Annotated in this window: 18 protein-coding genes; 5 read left to right on the forward strand and 13 right to left on the reverse strand. The window is 62.6% G+C overall.

What is annotated here, in order from left to right; genetic code table 11:
- Window positions 1-37: 37 nt before the first annotated feature.
- From B597_RS40185 to B597_RS40215, 7 genes are all read right to left on the reverse strand, one after another.
- On the reverse strand, window positions 38-499 hold the full coding sequence (locus B597_RS40185) for a DUF2489 domain-containing protein (RefSeq protein WP_003297038.1): 462 nt from the start codon (window positions 497-499) through the stop codon (window positions 38-40).
- 7 nt (window positions 500-506) lie between these two features.
- A complete protein-coding gene (locus tag B597_RS46570; RefSeq protein WP_003297039.1) occupies window positions 507-695 on the reverse strand; it encodes an SEC-C metal-binding domain-containing protein in 189 nt (62 codons plus the stop codon).
- A gap of 7 nt (window positions 696-702) precedes the next feature.
- The gene (locus tag B597_RS40195) at window positions 703-1,200 is read right to left on the reverse strand and encodes an LEA/WHy family protein (protein ID WP_024162370.1); all 498 of its coding nucleotides are present in this window, start codon (window positions 1,198-1,200) and stop codon (window positions 703-705) included.
- 149 nt (window positions 1,201-1,349) lie between these two features.
- Entirely contained in the window at window positions 1,350-2,087 is a 738-nt protein-coding gene (locus B597_RS40200; RefSeq protein WP_003297041.1) for an S-methyl-5'-thioinosine phosphorylase, read from the reverse strand.
- A 22-nt stretch (window positions 2,088-2,109) separates the two neighbouring features.
- Entirely contained in the window at window positions 2,110-3,108 is a 999-nt protein-coding gene (nagZ, locus tag B597_RS40205; protein ID WP_024162371.1) for a beta-N-acetylhexosaminidase, read from the reverse strand.
- Window positions 3,109-3,122: 14 nt separating this feature from the next.
- Window positions 3,123-3,647, reverse strand: coding sequence for a L,D-transpeptidase (locus tag B597_RS40210; RefSeq protein ID WP_003297044.1), 525 nt, complete (start codon window positions 3,645-3,647; stop codon window positions 3,123-3,125).
- 39 nt (window positions 3,648-3,686) lie between these two features.
- Entirely contained in the window at window positions 3,687-4,394 is a 708-nt protein-coding gene (locus B597_RS40215) for a TetR/AcrR family transcriptional regulator (protein WP_003297045.1), read from the reverse strand.
- 209 nt (window positions 4,395-4,603) lie between these two features.
- On the opposite strand from B597_RS40215, the gene lexA reads away from it, so the two are divergent.
- Complete coding sequence (lexA, locus tag B597_RS40220; RefSeq protein WP_003297046.1) at window positions 4,604-5,209, forward strand: transcriptional repressor LexA; 606 nt, start codon at window positions 4,604-4,606, stop codon at window positions 5,207-5,209.
- 21 nt (window positions 5,210-5,230) lie between these two features.
- Window positions 5,231-5,707 carry an SOS-induced cell division inhibitor SulA gene (gene sulA / locus B597_RS40225; RefSeq protein ID WP_003297048.1) on the forward strand — a complete coding sequence of 159 codons (477 nt, stop codon included), beginning with the start codon at window positions 5,231-5,233 and terminating at the stop codon, window positions 5,705-5,707.
- 68 nt (window positions 5,708-5,775) lie between these two features.
- Here sulA and B597_RS40230 read toward each other — a convergent pair whose 3' ends face one another.
- Window positions 5,776-6,012, reverse strand: a complete 237-nt coding sequence (locus tag B597_RS40230) for a hypothetical protein (protein WP_003297049.1) — start codon at window positions 6,010-6,012, stop codon at window positions 5,776-5,778.
- A 272-nt stretch (window positions 6,013-6,284) separates the two neighbouring features.
- Here B597_RS40230 and B597_RS40235 point away from each other — a divergent pair, with 272 nt between their 5' ends.
- A complete protein-coding gene (locus B597_RS40235) occupies window positions 6,285-7,121 on the forward strand; it encodes a DMT family transporter (protein ID WP_003297050.1) in 837 nt (278 codons plus the stop codon).
- Window positions 7,122-7,133: 12 nt separating this feature from the next.
- Here the strand turns inward: B597_RS40235 and B597_RS40240 are convergent, their stop codons facing one another.
- The 5 genes from B597_RS40240 to fadB form a co-directional block, all read right to left on the reverse strand.
- Window positions 7,134-7,652, reverse strand: a complete 519-nt coding sequence (locus B597_RS40240) for a DUF6586 family protein (protein WP_003297051.1) — start codon at window positions 7,650-7,652, stop codon at window positions 7,134-7,136.
- Between the two features lie 136 nt (window positions 7,653-7,788).
- The gene (gene topA / locus B597_RS40245; protein WP_003297053.1) at window positions 7,789-10,392 is read right to left on the reverse strand and encodes a type I DNA topoisomerase; all 2,604 of its coding nucleotides are present in this window, start codon (window positions 10,390-10,392) and stop codon (window positions 7,789-7,791) included.
- 280 nt (window positions 10,393-10,672) lie between these two features.
- A complete protein-coding gene (locus B597_RS40250) occupies window positions 10,673-10,906 on the reverse strand; it encodes a DUF1653 domain-containing protein (RefSeq protein ID WP_003297054.1) in 234 nt (77 codons plus the stop codon).
- A 143-nt stretch (window positions 10,907-11,049) separates the two neighbouring features.
- Window positions 11,050-12,225 (reverse strand): acetyl-CoA C-acyltransferase FadA, encoded by a 1,176-nt coding sequence (fadA, locus tag B597_RS40255; RefSeq protein WP_003297055.1) that lies wholly within the window; start codon window positions 12,223-12,225, stop codon window positions 11,050-11,052.
- A gap of 18 nt (window positions 12,226-12,243) precedes the next feature.
- On the reverse strand, window positions 12,244-14,391 hold the full coding sequence (gene fadB, locus B597_RS40260; protein ID WP_003297056.1) for a fatty acid oxidation complex subunit alpha FadB: 2,148 nt from the start codon (window positions 14,389-14,391) through the stop codon (window positions 12,244-12,246).
- 439 nt (window positions 14,392-14,830) lie between these two features.
- Here fadB and B597_RS40265 point away from each other — a divergent pair, with 439 nt between their 5' ends.
- Window positions 14,831-16,864, forward strand: a complete 2,034-nt coding sequence (locus tag B597_RS40265) for a S9 family peptidase (protein ID WP_003297058.1) — start codon at window positions 14,831-14,833, stop codon at window positions 16,862-16,864.
- Window positions 16,865-17,097: 233 nt separating this feature from the next.
- Window positions 17,098-17,460, forward strand: coding sequence for a YgaP-like transmembrane domain (locus tag B597_RS40270; protein WP_003297060.1), 363 nt, complete (start codon window positions 17,098-17,100; stop codon window positions 17,458-17,460).
- Window positions 17,461-17,539 lie beyond the last annotated feature (79 nt).

A 17,539-nucleotide genomic window follows, 5' to 3' on the forward strand; every position in this document is an offset into this window, starting at 1 on the left:
GCTAACAGATTAGAGAATGCGCGCCGGAGAAGATCGATCAGGCCGCGTCGCGGGATTTTGGCAGAGCCTCGTCGAGCAGCCAACGGGCAGAGCGCCGTGCCTCGGCCTTGTGCTGCAGCTCCAGCGCGCTGAAATGCGCCTCGTGACGGCGACGCTCGCTCTTGTCCAGAGCCTTCCAGGCGGCATGGGTAGGTACCTGCTCGGTCGCCTCGAACAGCTGCTGGAAAACCTGGCAACGCGGATGCTGGCCCAAGGAGGCGTCGTAATTGTCGAGCAACACCTTGATGCGGATGGCACCTTCGATGAGAGGCAACTGCTCGTCCAGCAGGCAACTGGCAAGAATTCGCAGATCCTCTGCCAGTGCCGTCTGCTGCTGCGCGCGCGCCTCGGCCTGCAAGCGCTCATTGCGCCAGACACGACGCCAGAGATACAGCGCATATGCGCCCAACGCCGCGATCAGCAGCGCCGCGATGACGAGCAGGCTCAGCGAAAGACTCATGAGCGTTTCAGGCGCCGTGGCATTTCTTGTACTTCTTCTGGCTGCCACAAGGGCACGGATCATTGCGGCCGACATCCTTCAGCGGATTGCGCACCGGCTCGTGATTGTGATTGCAGTGCGGCCCATGGACGTGGTGATGGTCATGCTCGTGACCGTGATCGCAGTCGGGACCATGCACATGGGGTTCGTGATTCATCTGGTTACTACTCCGGAATAAAGTTGCCGGGGATTATCTCGCCAGCGGTGGAAATGTGCACGCGCCGCCCGGCCATCAGGCCGGTCTTGAGCTCGCCAACCAGCCGGTAGCTGATCGGACGATCAGGCTTTTCCAGCAGCCGCACGATGTACTTCATATGGCGCCAGAGATTGGTGTGCACCGGAACCTCGTAATACTCGAAGCTGTTGGCAGGTACGGTCAGCCAGCCGTTGGACTCGCCACTGGCCAGCTCTATGTCGTTGAGATGAACGTTGTAGACCAGTCCACGTACCGGCAAGCTGTGATCGTTGGGGTTGTCGATACGAAAGCGCAGCATGAACTGCTGTTCCAGCAAGCGCGCCTTGATGATATCGACCCTGGCGAGTTCGACGCCTGGATCTTTGAAATCCCCCGAGAACCAGGTCGAGCAACCAGCCATGGCACCAAGCAGACTCAGCATCACGACGGTTCTAAGAATTCTTGTTGTGTGTGCCTGGCAAAACATTCCGGTACTCCATAGGACAGCCAAGTGTAACAAGCAGCATGGCCGCCGCAATGGGGGGCAAGCGCAAAAATAGCAGTCTCAGGTGGCAATATGACAACATCGTTGCAGCCAGGCCCTCCACAGCCACTGTCGCCACGCTGAACGAACAATCAACCTGCAAGCACCCTCGCCAGCACCAGCCTTGCCTTGCCTATTCCATCGGCCAGCGCGGCCTCGATCTGGGCCATGGTGATCAATCCGCTCGCCTTGCCGGCGGCCGGGTTGACCACCAGTGCCAGGCAGCCATAAGGCAGCTCCAGTTCGCGAGCCAAAGCCGCTTCCGGCATGCCTGTCATGCCGACGATATCGCAGCCGTCACGCTCCATGCGGGCGATCTCCGCCACGGTTTCCAGACGCGGCCCCTGGGTGCAACCGTATACGCCATGACTGCTGAAGGCGAAGCCTTCGGCGCCCAGCGCGCCGATCAGGCGCTCACGCAAAGGTTCGTCATAGGGGTAGCTGAAATCGATGTGGGTCACATGGTCGATCTCGCCCTCGAAGAAGGTGTGTTCACGACCGTAGGTGTAGTCGATCACCTGATGCGGTACGCAGAAATGACCTGAACCCATGGCCGGGTGTATACCGCCCACCGCATTGACCGCAAGCAGCGCTTGGGCTCCGGCCTGTTTCAGCGCCCACAGGTTGGCGCGGTAATTCACCTGGTGCGGCGGGATGCGGTGCGGGTGCCCGTGCCTGGCGAGAAACAGCACCTCTCGCCCGCCATATTCGCCATGCAGGATTTCGCCGGACGGACGCCCGTAGGGCGTATCGACCAGTTGCGCACGGTGTAGCTTGAAGCCACTCAGTTGAGTCAGGCCGGTGCCGCCGATGATGGCATGGACAGTCATGGGCATTCCTTTGAAGAGGAGGTCAGTCGATCAGATTGGCGGCTTTCAGTGCGCCTACCGCATCCAGCCAACGGGGGTGCTGCTTGTAATCGGTGGCAGGAAAAGCACGACCGCGCATGCGCGACAGTCTAGGCGATTGCGTGACGCCGAGGCGCTGAAGCGCCGTGAGCGCCAACTCCGCCGCCGACCGGTCGTTGCACACCAGGCCCATGTCGCAACCTGCCGACAGCGCGGCCTGGATGCGACCGGCTGCATCGCCGGCAACATGCGCCCCCGCCATCGACAGATCGTCGCTGAAGATCACCCCCTGGAAACCGAGTTCGCCGCGCAGAATGCCCTGCAGCCAGTGTCGTGAAAAGCCCGCAGGCTGGTCATCGACCTGAGGATAGATCACATGTGCAGGCATGATCGCATCGAGAGTGCCGCTCAGTGCCTGGAACGGAATCAGGTCGCAGCCACGCAACTCGTCGAGGCCACGCTCATCGATCGGGATTGCGACATGAGAGTCCGCCTCTGCCCAGCCATGGCCAGGAAAGTGCTTGCCGGTGGCAGCCATGCCAGCGGCGTGCATGCCGCGGATAAAGGCGTCTATCAGTGCCACGGCGGCCTGCGGATCGGCTTCGAATGCACGCGTGCCCACTACCGCGCTGCGCTGGTGGTCCAGATCGAGAACGGGCGCGAAACTGAAGTCCAGGCCCACGGCGAGTACCTCGGTCGCCATCACCCAGCCACAGGCCTCGGCCAGGCTCGTAGCGTCGGCGCAGCCGGCCAGATCACGCATGGCCGGAAGCCTGACGAAGCCCTGGCGCAAACGTTGCACGCGGCCGCCTTCCTGGTCCACCGCGAGCAGCAGATCAGGCCGTACAGCGCGAATGGAGCGGCATAATTCATCGACCTGCTTCGGGTGCTCGATATTGCGCGCGAACAGAATGAGCCCACCCACCTCGGGTTGGCGCAGCAGGTGCCGGTCCTCGGCAGTCAGCCAGGTACCGGCGATGTCCAGCATCAGTGAGCCGTGCATATGCAGACGTATTCCTATTCGAGTTCGGCGGCAGCCCAGCCTGGACAGGACGCCTCATCGATGCACACCACACAGCGGGGCGGCACCTGTGGAAAGAGCTTGAGCAGATCTGCATTGCGCATGCGGATACAGCCATGGGAAAGCGGTACGCCCATGGGCTCGCAATCGGGCGTGCCATGGATGTAGATATAGCGACGGAAGGTATCGACCGACCCCATGCGATTGACGCCCGGCTCGCATCCACTGAGCCAGAGAATACGGCTCAGAATCCAGTCTCGGCCGGGACAATGCTCGTGAAGCTCTGCAGACCAGACCTCACCGCTCCAGCGCCGACCGCGCAACACAGCGCCCTCAGGCAGGCCGTCACCGATGCGTGCACGCACCTGATGCAGGCCGCGCGGGGTGCAACCGGAGCCATTCAGCTCGCCGACGCCATTGCGCGCGGTGGACACAGGCAAGCGCAAACGCAGCAGCCCATCGGTAAAACCGTAGAGCTGCTGATCGGCGATGGAAACATGCAGAAAATCGAGAATAGCCATGGGCCGCTAGCTTAGCCGATCCCCCAGCGGGCTTGCAGCTCAAGCCTTCGCCTGAACGACCGCCGCACTGCGTCGCGCGATGGGCTGCGCTTTGACCAGGCTCGCATCATCGACGCCACTGTCGGCGCGCATGCCGGCCGCGAGAAACGGCACCATCATGCGCATCACCTGCTCGATGGACGTCCTGACACCAAAATCGTTTTCGGAGATCGCACGCAGCGCCTTGATGCCCGACATGCTGAACGCTGCCGCGCCGAGCATGAAGTGCACGCGCCAGAACAGCTCGATTGGCGGAATAGCCGGCGCAGCATCGTGGACCTTGAGCATGTAGCGGCGAAATACCTTGCCGTACATGTCTTCAAGGTAACGCCGCAAGTGCCCCTGACTCTGGCTGAACGACAGACCCAGCAGACGCATGAAGATGGACAGGTCGTCCCCGCTGCGCGGCTTGACCGCCAGGGCCTGCTCGACAAGTATCTCCAGCAGCTCTTCAAGTGTGTCCTGCTTGTCGGCCAGGGACTCGCGACGATCCAGTTCACGTTCCAGGCTCGCACAGAAAGGACCCAGAAAGCGCGAAAACACCGCCTGGATCAGGGCTTTCTTCGAGCCGAAGTGGTAGTTCACCGCCGCCAGGTTCACCCCGGCCTTGCTGGTGATCAGACGAAGCGAGGTTTCAGCGAAGCCTTTTTCCGCGAACAGCTGTTCCGCTGCATCAAGAATGCGCTCAACTGTTTCCGACTGCGCCATGCCCCCTCCGAAAGACAAACAACTGTTTGAAACTTACGTTTCACCGACCGGCAAGTCAACCACGAAACGTCCTGCGGCACTAGCGTCAATGTCGCAGTCGCGGTAGCCAACAAGTGAAACGAGGCAGTTCACCCTGAAAGAAACATTCGTTGCCAAGGCCCGATCACTGTATATAATCCCAGTCACTGTATATAAGAACAGAGACCGCCATGATCAAGCTGACGCCTCGCCAGACGGAAATCCTCGCGTTCATCAAGCGCTGCTTGGAAGACAACGGTTACCCACCAACCCGGGCGGAAATTGCGCAGGAGCTGGGCTTCAAATCGCCCAACGCTGCCGAGGAACACCTCAAGGCGCTCGCCCGCAAAGGCGCCATCGAGATGACGCCCGGCGCGTCCCGCGGGATACGCATCCCGGATTTCGAGCCTGCAGCCGAGAACGGCCTGCCGGTCATTGGCCGGGTGGCTGCCGGCGCCCCGATTCTGGCGCAGCAACACATTGAGGAATCCTGCCAGATCAGCCCTGGCTTTTTCCATCCGCGCGCGGACTATCTTCTACGCGTACACGGCATGAGCATGAAGGACGTCGGCATCTTCGACGGCGACCTGCTGGCCGTGCACACCACTCGCGAGGCGCGCAATGGCCAGATCGTGGTCGCCCGCGTCGGCGACGAGGTGACAGTGAAGCGCTTCAAGCGGGACGGCAAGAAGGTCTGGTTGCTGGCGGAAAACCCCGAGTTTTCGCCGATCGAGGTAGACCTCGAGCATCAGGAACTGGTGATAGAAGGCTTGAGTGTCGGCGTCATACGTCGCTAATACGTCGCTTAGGAGAGGTTCATGCAGTCCCAGACCAGCACTTCCCGACCCCAACTCTCGCTATTCGACGGTGTCATTGCACAAAGCCTGGCACCGTTCGGCAGCCTGAAACCACGCGCAAGACCCGAACAGGAAAAGGAATACCTGAGCGAGTTGAGCCTGAGCGGCAGCAGCCAGCATTGCCACCTGCTGCTAGCGCCCATCCTGCGTGAACTGGGTGACGCTGCCGACAGCCGCTGGCTGACACTGATCGCCCCTCCCGCTTTCCTTTCGCAGGGCTGGCTGCGCAAGTGCGGCCTGAATCGCGAACGCATCATTCTGCTGCAACCGCGCGACTCCAGCGGAGCCCTGGATTTGGCCTGCAAGGCGCTGGCCTCGGGCTGCAGCCACACCGTTGTCAGCTGGCTCGGCCAACTTGACGAACCAACGCGCAGCAAGCTGTATGCAGCGTCCAGCCTGGGCGACGCTCAGAGCCTGAATATTCGTCTGGGTTGTTGAGCGGCCAAGCACAGGGAACGTGCAGCCATCGTGAGTGTGGGAAACGATTGCGTGGAAACGCCAGACCCTCAGTGAAGAACACGAGGCCCCTCTTCCTCACGCTCGAAATCGCCCTCCGACATGCGCCCGGCCATCTGTACACCCAGATTGAACATCGCCTTGGCGATCTCGACATGCTGACCTTGCAGGAAAAGCTTGGCATCGTTGGAAAAATCCAGCGTCACCAGCACCTCTTCATCCTCGGCGCGACGAAGCACGATGCGCCCGTCAGGCAGTTCGACGATTTCCAGAAAAGACGTAGGCATGGATCGGCTCCGCATGAAAGGCGGCCATTGTAACAGTCGACCGGCAACAGGACAGCCCTTGCCTACGCAAAGCGCCCCGCGCGCCTGGCCTGGGTGCACTCGCCGCCTTTGTGGGAGGCCCGACCTCGGGCGATGCGTTTGGGCCGGGAGTGCGCATTCTCTGAAACGCGGCTAATGCCGTCCGTGCAAATAAAACGCTGCATAGATCGAGAATCGCAACGTAGCATGTGACAAAAAAGACGGGCGCAACGACATGCCCGACAAGGATCTGCATGACGACTCGTACCCTGCTGCTCACCGCTCTGGCGATGCTGGCATTCGCCGGCAACTCGATACTGTGCCGCATCGCCTTGAGAGACACCGCCATCGACCCCGCCAGCTTCACAGGACTGCGCATCGTCGCCGGGGCGCTGACGCTCGGAGTGATGCTGCGCCTCGGCAAATCCGGGCCGCTGAGTGGCGACTGGTTCAGTGCGTTCGCATTGTTCGTCTATGCGGCAGCCTTTTCCTTCGCCTATATCGGACTGGATGCCGGCGCAGGCGCCCTGCTGCTCTTCGGCGCCGTGCAATTGAGCATGCTCGCCTGGGGCCTGCTGCAGGGCGAGCGCTTCAGTGCCGGTCAGGTTGCCGGCTTATTACTCGCACTGAGCGGCCTGATGATCCTGCTCCTGCCGGGAAGCACCGCGCCTGCGCTCGATAGCGCCATGCTGATGCTGCTGTCCGGCGTGGCCTGGGGCGTTTACTCGCTGCGCGGGAGAGGCACAGCCAACCCGCTCGCGTCGACCGCGGGCAACTTCATCAGGGCTGTTCCGTTCGCGGCACTGCTATGCCTGGTACTGCTGGGACAGCAGCAGTGGGACAGGATGGGCGCCATCTATGCCATCCTGTCCGGCGCAGTGACCTCGGGCATCGGCTACGCCATCTGGTACGCCGCCATGCCTGGCCTGGCAGCCATACAGGCCGCCAGCGTGCAACTGAGCGTGCCGCTCCTGACCGCCACGGCTGGCGCCCTGCTGCTGGGCGAAGCAATGACGGCGACGCTGATGCTGTCCGGCGCGGCGATTCTGGGTGGTATCGCCCTGGTGCTGACCATCAGGCACCGCGGCTGATACCCCGCCCCGTCACCACTCGGTGAGCGACTCGCGAAAGCGCAACGCCAAGCCCTTGAGATTCTGCCGCCAGGCCTCCAGCTCGGCACGCGCCAGCGGAGGCGTTTCATCTTCGATACTGACCGCCTCGATCAGCGGCTGGCGCGGGTCGGTCTTGACCTTCGCCGGGGCACGAGGCGGCATGAACAGCTGTGCGTAGGCGGCAAGCAACTGGCCGAGCCAGGTGTCTGGCTGCTCCGACAACTCCAGCAATTCGGCGAGCTCCGGACTCGGCGCTGCCTCAAGCACGCTACGTGTCAGAAAGGCCTCGACTACCGGCGCATCCGCACCTGGCGATCGGTAGTAACCGGCGATTTCATGGCAAAGTCCAAGCAAGGCGCCGTAGAGGTGGAACAGGCAAGCCTCGCGCTCAGCCTGGATCAAGCCCTGAGAACTCATCGAAACGGACTCTTCGGCCTTGCGCCAGCTGTCCAGTGACAAGCCGGCGAAGAAGATCTTCTGGTTGGTGCGCGTGTAGAGCTCGTGAGCCATGGCATGCTCTCCGAAAGAAGATGAACAGAGAATGAACCTTCACAGGTTGTCGCACCGGATCGGCTGACGAAGCGCCAGCCGATCCGAAGAACGCGCTATGCCCGGCCGATCCGCTTGGCGGTCGACCGGAGCGAGATCAGCGCTTGTCCTCGACCTTCCACTTGCCGCCGTCGTAGAAAGCCTTCCATCCGGTCGGCTTGCCGTCCACTTCGGTCTGCACGTACTGCTCCTTGGTCTTGCGACTGAAGCGGATGACTGCGAAGCGGCCTTCCGGATCCTTTTGCGGCGCCTCGAGCAGGAAGTGGTACTTGGGATCGATCTCGTCCTTGTGCGGGATCAGCTCGCGCACCAGCGGGGCACGGGTTTCACGATTCTTCGGAAACTGACTGGCGGCGAGGAACAAGCCGGAAGCACCATCGCGCAGGACGTAGGTGTCATCGACCTTCTCGCACTTGAGCTCCGGCATCTTCACCGCGTCCATCTTCGGCGGGGCCGGCTCGCCATTCTTCAGCAGCTTGCGCGTGTTCTTGCACTCGGCATTGGTGCAACCGAAGAACTTGCCGAAGCGGCCGGTCTTGAGCTGCATCTCGCTGCCGCACTTGTCGCACTCCAGGCTCGGACCTTCGTAGCCCTTGATGCGGTACTGGCCTTGCTCGATCTCGTAGCCGGAGCAATCCGGATTGTTGCCGCAGATATGCAGCTTGTGCGTCTCGTCGAGCAGGTAAGCGTCCATTGCGGTACTGCAGATCGGGCAGCGATGCTTGCCCAGCAGCACGCGGGACTCGGACTCCCCCTCGTCATCGGCGGCGATTTCGTCACCGGGAATCAGGTTGACCGTGGACTTGCAGCGCTCCTTCGGTGGCAGGCTGTAGCCGGAGCAGCCGAGGAATACGCCGGTCGAGGCGGTGCGGATCATCATCGGCCGCCCGCAGACCTTGCATGGGATATCGGTCAGGGTCGGCTGGTTGGCGCGCATGCCGTTCTCGCTGGCTTCGGCGACCTCGAGCTTCTTGCGGAAATCACCGTAGAACTCGTCCAGCACGTGTTTCCAGTCACGTTCGCCCTGGGCGACGTCGTCCAGGTGCTCTTCCATGCCGGCGGTGAAGCCGTAGTCCATCAGGTTGTTGAAGCTCTCGGACAGGCGCTCGGTAACGATGTCGCCCATCTTCTCCGAATAGAAGCGGCGGTTGTGCAGCGAGACGTAGCCGCGGTCCTGGATGGTCGAAATGATTGCCGCGTAGGTGGAAGGCCGGCCGATACCGCGCTTCTCCATCTCCTTGACCAGGCTGGCTTCGGAGTAACGCGCCGGCGGCTTGGTGAAGTGCTGGCTCGGGTCGAGCTTGAGCAGCTTCATGTCGTCGCCCTTGTTCATCTCAGGCAACACATCATCCTCACCGGCCTTGCTCTGCTGCGGCATGACCCTGGTGTAACCGTCGAACTTGAGGATGCGGCCCTTGGCGCGCAGCTCGAAATTACCGGCAGCTACCGTAACGCTGGTGGACAGGTACTGTGCCGGCGGCATCTGGCAGGCGACGAACTGGCGCCAGATCAGCTCGTACAGGCGCTCGGCGTCACGCTCCATGCCGGACAGCTGGTTGGGCCGCAGGTTGACGTCCGACGGGCGAATCGCCTCGTGCGCTTCCTGGGCGCCCTCCTTGCTCGAATAGACGTTCGCCTTCTCCGGCAGGTACTTGTCACCGAACTCGTTCTCGATGAAGCCGCGGACCATCCCGATCGCATCGGCCGAGAGGTTGGTCGAATCGGTACGCATGTAGGTGATGTAGCCTGCTTCGTATAAGCGCTGGGCCATCATCATGGTCTTCTTCACGCCGAAACCGAGGCGATTGCTCGCGGCCTGCTGCAGGGTCGAGGTGATGAAGGGGGCCGAGGGCTTGCTGCTGGTGGGCTTGTCCTCGCGCTTGCTGACGCTGTACTGCGCGCCCTTGAGCTTCTCGAGCGCGGCACTGGCCTGCGCCTCGTTCAGAGGCTTGAAGGCCTCGCCGTTCTCACGGGCGACCTCAAAGCGCACCTTGGCCTGCTGCGCGGTCGTCAGGTCGGCATGCACTTCCCAGTATTCTTCCGGCACGAAGGCACGGATCTCGCGCTCGCGCTCGACCACCAGCTTCACCGCTACCGATTGCACCCGGCCGGCCGAAAGGCCACGGGCGATCTTCTGCCAGAGCAGCGGCGACACCATGTAGCCGACCACGCGATCAAGAAAGCGCCGGGCCTGCTGGGCATTGACCCGATTCAGGTCGAGCTGGCCAGGCTGGGCGAAGGCTTCCTGAATCGCCTTCTTGGTGATTTCGTTGAACACCACGCGTTTGTAGCGACCGTCATCGCCACCGATGGACTCGCGCAGGTGCCAGGCGATGGCCTCCCCCTCTCTATCCAAGTCGGTTGCGAGATAGATGGTGTCGGCTTCCTTGGCCAGGCGCCGCAATTCCTCGATCACCTTCTCCTTGCCCGGTAGGATCTCGTACTTGGCCTTCCAGCCGTGCTCCGGATCGACACCCATGCGCGCGACGAGCTGACGCTTGGCTTTTTCCTTCGGCGACAGCACAGGCGCCTCGGCAGCGGCAGCCTTGCCGCGCTTGACAGGCTCCTTGCTGGCCGAGCCGCTGGTGGGAAGGTCGCGGATATGGCCGATACTCGACTTCACCACGTACTGGTTGCCCAAATACTTGTTGATGGTCTTGGCCTTGGCCGGTGATTCCACGATGACCAGCGATTTACCCATGGAGAGGAGAGTTCCTGAATCGAGAGGTGAACAGAGGCGGCGCCTCCGGCAGTATGAATACCCGTGCCAACGATAGTCGGCATCAGCGAGCGTTCGTGTGCATTTTTGCGTGCGAAATGAACAAGCAGGCCAACTGCCCTGCTCGACATCCCGCCGCGATCGAAGCACCGGCTCGATGCCGTGAACCGAACGCTGAGGTTTGGCTCTGCCTGAAAAGCACCGCTATATATAGTGGCGATGGACGTGAGGTCAAGCGCGAGGCAAACGGCTGGACATCAGTTCAACCGGCAAAAAGGCTCGGCTCGGCTTCGATCAGAGCGAACCGCGGAACGGTTTCACCGTTGACCTCGACGGTTTCGGTGAACATCGACAACGGGCGGACCCACAGGCCACGCTCGCCGTACAGCGACTGATAGAACACCATCCATTCCTCGGTTTCCGAATGGCGCGCCACGGCGAATACACGGTATTCCGGGCCCTTGTAGTGGCGATAACGCCCTGGTTCCAATTGCATGCCTACCTCTGCTCCACAAGCCGGCTGCCAAAAAAAGAAAACCGGGGCACCAGGCCCCGGCTTCCATGCGCAGGCTGACAATCGGTCTTCCGCGAAATGGCGGAAATGGCTGTCAGCCTAGCGCAGTCATCTGCATCTGTCTTTCAGAGGCGCTCGAAGACCGTACTGATCCCCTGGCCCAGACCTATACACATGGTGGCGACACCGAGCGTACCGTTGTTCTGCTTCATCACGTTCAGCAGGGTGCCGGAGATACGCGCACCGGAACAGCCGAACGGGTGACCCAGCGCAATGGCGCCGCCGTGCAGGTTGACCTTCTCTTCCATCTTGTCGAGCAGCTTGAGGTCCTTGAGCACTGGCAGAGCCTGCGCCGCAAAGGCTTCGTTCAGCTCGACGTGGCTGATGTCGTCCATGGTCAGACCGGCGCGCTTGAGCACCTTCTGGGTGGACGGCACCGGACCGTAACCCATGATCGCCGGGTCGACACCGGCCAGCGCCATGGCGCGAACCACGGCCATCGGCTGGATGCCGAGATCCTTGGCGCGCTGGGCGGACATCACGATCATGCAGGAAGCGCCGTCGGTGATCTGCGAGGACGTACCCGCCGTCACGGTGCCGCCCTTCGGGTTGAAAGCCGGCTTCAGCGCCGCCAGGCTTTCCAGCGTGGTATCCGGACGGATGGTTTCGTCGTAGTCGAACACCTTCAGGAAGCCGTTCTCGTCGTAGCCTTCCATCGGGATGATCTCGTCCTTGAAGTTGCCTTCAACGGTGGCCTTGTGCGCCAGACGGTGCGAGCGCTCACCGAAGGCGTCCTGCTGCTCGCGGCTGATGCCATGCATCTTGCCCAGCATTTCGGCGGTCAGGCCCATCATGCCGGAGGCCTTGGCGGCGTACAGCGACAGCTGCGGGTTCGGGTCGACGCCGTGCATCATGCTGACGTGCCCCATGTGCTCCACACCACCGATGACGAACACATCGCCGTTGCCGGTCTGGATCGCCTGCACGGCGGTATGCAGGGCGCTCATCGACGAACCGCACAGGCGGCTGACGGTCTGGGCGGCACTGGTGTGCGGAATGCGGGTCAGCAGCGAGGCCATGCGGGCGATGTTCCAGCCCTGCTCGAGGGTCTGGTTCACGCAGCCCCAGATCACGTCCTCGACTTCGGCGGGGTCGATATTCGGGTTGCGTGCCAGCAGGCCGTCGATCAGCTGTGCGGACATGGTCTCGGCACGGGTATTACGGTGCATGCCGCCCTTGGAGCGCCCCATCGGGGTGCGACCGAAGTCGACGATGACTGCATCTCTTGGATTCAGGCTCATGAATTCTCTCTCCCTCGATTAACCGTAGAAGCGCTGGCCGTTGGCAGCCATCTCGCGCAGCTTCGCGGTCGGGTGGTACAGCGGGCCCAGGTCGGCGTACTTGTCGGCCATCGCAACGAACTCGGCGACGCCGATCGAATCGATGTAGCGCAGCGCACCACCACGGAAGGGTGGGAAGCCGATGCCATAGATCAGGCCCATGTCGGCTTCGGCAGCGGTCTCGACGATGCCGTCTTCCAGGCAGCGCACGGTTTCCAGACACAGCGGGATCATCATGTAGTTGACGATGTCCTCGTCGGACAGCTCGCGCGTCTCGGCGACGATCGGCTTGAGCAGCTCGTAGGCCTGCGGGTCGACCACTTTCTTCGGCTTGCCCCGCTTGTCCATCTCGTAGGCATAGAAGCCCTTGCCGTTCTTCTGACCGAGGCGGTTGGCCTCGTACATGACGTCGACAGCGGTCTTGGTGTCGTCCTTCATGCGATCCGGGAAGCCTTCGGCCATCACGTCACGGCCATGGTGACCGGTGTCCATGCCAACCACATCCATCAGGTAGGCCGGGCCCATGGGCCAGCCGAACTTCTCCATCACCTTGTCGGCGCGGGCGAAGTCGACACCGTGAGCGATGGCGCGGGCGAAGCCGCCGAAGTACGGGAACAGCACGCGGTTGACCAGGAAGCCCGGGCAGTCGTTGACCACGACCGGGCTCTTGCCCATCTTCTTGGCATAGGCGACGGTGGTAGCGATGGCGGTTTCGCTGGTCTTCTCGCCACGGATCACTTCCACCAGCGGCATCATGTGCACCGGGTTGAAGAAGTGCATGCCGCAGAAGTTTTCCGGACGCTTGAGCGCCTGGGCCAGGTAGCTGATGGAGATGGTCGAGGTGTTGGAAGCGATGATCGCGTCTTCGCGGACATGCCCTTCCACCTCGGCCAGCACGGCGTGCTTGACCTTCGGATTCTCGACGACGGCCTCGACGACGATGTCGACATTGCCGAAATCGCCATAGGACATGGTCGGACGGATCGCGTTGAGCGCCTGAGCCATCTTCTCCGGAGTCAGACGGCCCTTCTCGACGCGCTTACCGAGCAGCTTGGAGGCTTCGTCCAGGCCCATCTGGATACCCTCTTCGCGGATATCCTTCATCAGGATCGGCGTACCTTTGACCGCCGACTGGTAGGCGATACCGCCGCCCATGATGCCGGCGCCCAGCACGGCGGCCAGCTTCACGTCGCGGGCCTGCTTGTCGTAGGCCTTGGCCTTCTTCTTCAGTTCCTGATCGCTGAGGAACAGGCCAACCAGGCTCTGCGCCACGGACGTCTTGGCCAGTTTGACGAAGCCGGCGGCCTCGACTTCGATGGCCTTGTCGCGGCCGAAGTTGGCGGCCTTCTGAATGGTCTTGATGGCTTCGACCGGGGCCGGATAGTTAGGGCCGGCCTGGCCAGCGACGAAACCCTTGGAGGTTTCGAAGGCCATCATCTGCTCGATGGCGTTGAGCTTGAGCTTGTCCAGCTTGGGCTGGCGCTTGGCCTTGTAGTCCAGTTCGCCGGAGATGGCGCGCTTGACCAGATCCAAGGCGGCAGCCTGCAGCTGCTCGGGAGCGACCACGGCATCCACGGCACGCACCTTGAGCGCGTCTTCGGCGCGGTTTTCCTTGCCGGATGCGATCCACTCGACGGCGTTGTCGACACCGATCAGGCGCGGCAGACGCACGGTGCCACCGAACCCGGGATAGATGCCCAGCTTGACTTCCGGCAGACCGACCTTGGCTGCGCTGGACATGACCCGATAATCGGCCGCCAGGCACATTTCGAAACCGCCACCCAGGGCGATGCCGTTGATGGCGACGACGGTGGGCACGCCCAGGTCTTCGAAATCACTGAAGATCTTGTTCGCTTCGAGGTTGCCGGCGACCAGTTCTTCGTCGGGCATCTTGAAGTTGTCGACGAACTCGGTGATGTCGGCACCGACGATGAACACGTCCTTGCCGCTGGTGACGATCACGCCCTTGACCGATGCGTCGGCCTTGATGGCATCGACGGCCTGGCGCAGATCGTTGAGAGTGAGGCGATTGAACTTGTTGACGGACTCACCCTTGAGGTCGAAATTCAATTCGACGATGCCGCTCTCAAGAGCCTTAACCGTGATGGCTTTACCTTCGTAAATCATCAACTGATCTCCAGGTATGGAAGCTGAACGTTACGTGTCTCACGTCTTCGGCCCTGACTCGGCCGCGCCTTGCGGCGAACGACACCCACCGACACGATAATCCGGGTGACCGGCATCTGCTCTGGCAAACGCTCGATTCATACGCCCGTTTGATTTGGGTCGGCACACCTTCGGGGAAAAGCGCCGCGTTGTCAATCGGCTCTCTCACCGAACCGCAAGCGGCCTGTACGAGGATATTTCGCGACCAGCCGGTCATCATCGATAACGCCGATTCGCCCGCATTCACTGCACCGATGATGACAACGCCGGGGCGACCCACGACAGAAACCGCAGCGCACCAACTCGGTCAATCCTAGACGTAGCCGAGCAGGTACACTGCCGCCTCTCGCTGCACTCGAGCCCATCGCCACGGGCCACCGAACCGAATCCGGAGTACTGCATGTCCAAAGCCCCCATCGCCCACGCCGAAACCGGCACCGATCCCTATCGCTGGCTGGAAAAGCGGGATGCCGAAGACGTACTGGCCTACCTGAAGGCAGAAAACGCTTACCTCGAAGAACAGCTCGCCGAGCAGGCCGGGCTGCGCGAAACGCTGTTCCAGGAAATCAAGGGCCGCATCCGCGAAACCGATCTTTCCCTGCCGTCGCCCTGGGGGCCGTGGCTGTATTACCAGCGCACCACGGCTGGCGACGAATACCCGCGGCACTATCGCTGCCCGCGCCCGGTCGATGGCTCGCTCAGCGTTGACGAGAACGCCGAACAGCTGCTGCTCGACCCCAACGAGCTGGCCGGCGGCGGTTTCCTTTCGCTCGGTGCCTTCAGCGTCAGCCAGGATCACGCCAAGCTGGCCTACAGCCTCGATCGCGAAGGCGACGAGATCTACCGGCTGTTCGTCAAGGATCTCGTCAGCGGCGACGTGACCGCCCTGCCCTTCGACGATTGCGACGGCAGCATGACCTGGGGCAACGACAGCCAGACGCTGTTCTACGGCGAGCTGGACGATACCCACCGCCCGCACAAGATTTACCGTCATCGCCTGGGAGAAGCCGCCAGCAGCGAGGTTTATCACGACCCGGACGGGCGCTTCTTCGTGCATTGTTACCGCGCCAGTTCCGAGCGCCAGCTGGTCATCCTCTCCCACAGCAAGACCACCAGCGAAGCCTGGGCGCTGTCGGCGGACGAGCCGGAAGGGCAATGGACGTGCCTGGCGCCACGCCAGGAGGACCACGAGTACTTTCCCGATCACGGCCTTCACGAAGGTCAGTGGAGCTGGCTGATCCGCAGCAACCAGGCGGGCATCAACTTCGCCCTCTATCACGCCAGCGAGGCGCAGCCCGAGCGGGAGCACTGGCAGGAACTGGTCGCGCATGACGACGCGGTGATGCTCGAGGACGTCAGCCTCAACGCCGAGGCGATCACCCTGACCCTGCGCGAAGGCGGCCTGCCGGTGATCGAGGTGCGGCCGCAGGGCGTGCAGCCCTATCGCCTTCAGCTGCCCGATGCAGCCTACAGCCTGCACGTACAGGATTCGCTGGAATTCACCAGCACGGTGATCCGCCTGCGCTATGAGGCGCTCAACCGCCCGGCGCAAGTCCGTCAGCTGACGCTGGCCGACGGCACCCAGGCAGTGCTCAAGGAAACTCCGGTGGAAGGCCCCTTCGATGCGGACGCCTATGAAAGTCGACGCATCTGGGCGACCGCCCAGGACGGCACGCAGATCCCCATCAGCCTGGTCGGCCGCCGCGACAGCTTCGGTAAGCCGGCTCCGCTCTATCTCTATGGTTACGGCGCCTATGGGCACAGCCTCGATCCGTGGTTCTCGCATGCGCGCCTGTCGCTGCTCGACCGCGGTTTCGTCTTCGCCATCGCCCATGTGCGTGGTGGCGGCGATCTCGGAGAAGCCTGGTATCGCGCCGGCAAGCTGGAACACAAGCCGAACACCTTCAGCGACTTCATCGCCAGCGCCGAACAGTTGTTGGCCGACGGCTACACCACCTCTGCGCGCCTGGCCATCAGCGGTGGCAGTGCCGGCGGCCTGCTGATCGGCGCGGTGCTGAACATGCGTCCGGAGCTGTTCGGCGCAGCCATCGCCGAGGTGCCCTTCGTCGATGTGCTCAACACCATGCTCAACGCCGACCTGCCGCTGACCGTGACCGAGTACGACGAATGGGGCGATCCGAATCAGCCGGAGGTGCACGAACGCATCCGCGCCTACGCGCCGTACGAGAACGTCCGCGCCCAGGCCTATCCGCCGTTGCTTGCCGTGGCCGGCTACAACGACAGCCGCGTGCAGTACTGGGAGGCGGCCAAGTGGGTCGCCAAGCTGCGCGCCACCCGCACCGACGACAACCTGCTGTTGCTCAAGACCGAGTTCGGCGCCGGCCACGGTGGCATGAGCGGTCGCTACCAGGCGCTCAAGGACGTCGCGCTGGAGTACTCTTTCGTGCTCAAGGTATTCGGCATGGCCGGATAGCGTCGGGGCACAGCGCCGAGGCCCAACACCGCGCCACGCAAAAGCCGGCCGCGACGCCCAGCCGGGCCGAGGCCGTTGCCCGCAACCACGCCCGTTGAGCTCCCATCATTGAACCTCGGCAGCCCCGTCCAACCCGGCGGGAGGTATTCGTGCGGGGCTGCCGACCTACGGCAGCGAACGAGCGGCCACGGCGAGAGTCAGTCATTGGGAATGTCCTTGTCGGAGTCCAAGCAATGAACCGCACCTCTTCCAACCCATCCGCACAGAACGTCCACGGCTGGGAGCGCGCCGCCTCCCTCGCCGGGGGCCTGTATTTTCTCGCCAAGGGCCTTCGCCGTGGCGGCCTGGGCGGGCTGCTGCAGCTAGGCATCGGCGGCATGGCGCTGGCCCGCGGCGCGACCGGCCATTGCGAAGCCAAACGCGTACTCAACGAAATCAACGAACAGGCCGGCATGGCCGAAGGCCGCTCGCAGCAGATGCCCTTCGAGCGTTCCGACGCCGAACAGCAGCAGCTGAACGCCAATGCCCAGGCTGCGACCGGCAGCGCGACCGTGCTCGGCAGCGACACGCTGAAGACGCCGCCGGCCGGGGTCTGAAACTGCGGCGCGCTTTGGCCCGGGCCTCCAAGAGCAGCCAGCCGCCGCAGGCGCAACACCGCGCCGACGCGTCTTGCTC

The sequence above is a fragment of the Stutzerimonas stutzeri KOS6 genome (assembly GCF_000307775.2).
GTDB lineage: Bacteria > Pseudomonadota > Gammaproteobacteria > Pseudomonadales > Pseudomonadaceae > Stutzerimonas > Stutzerimonas stutzeri_B.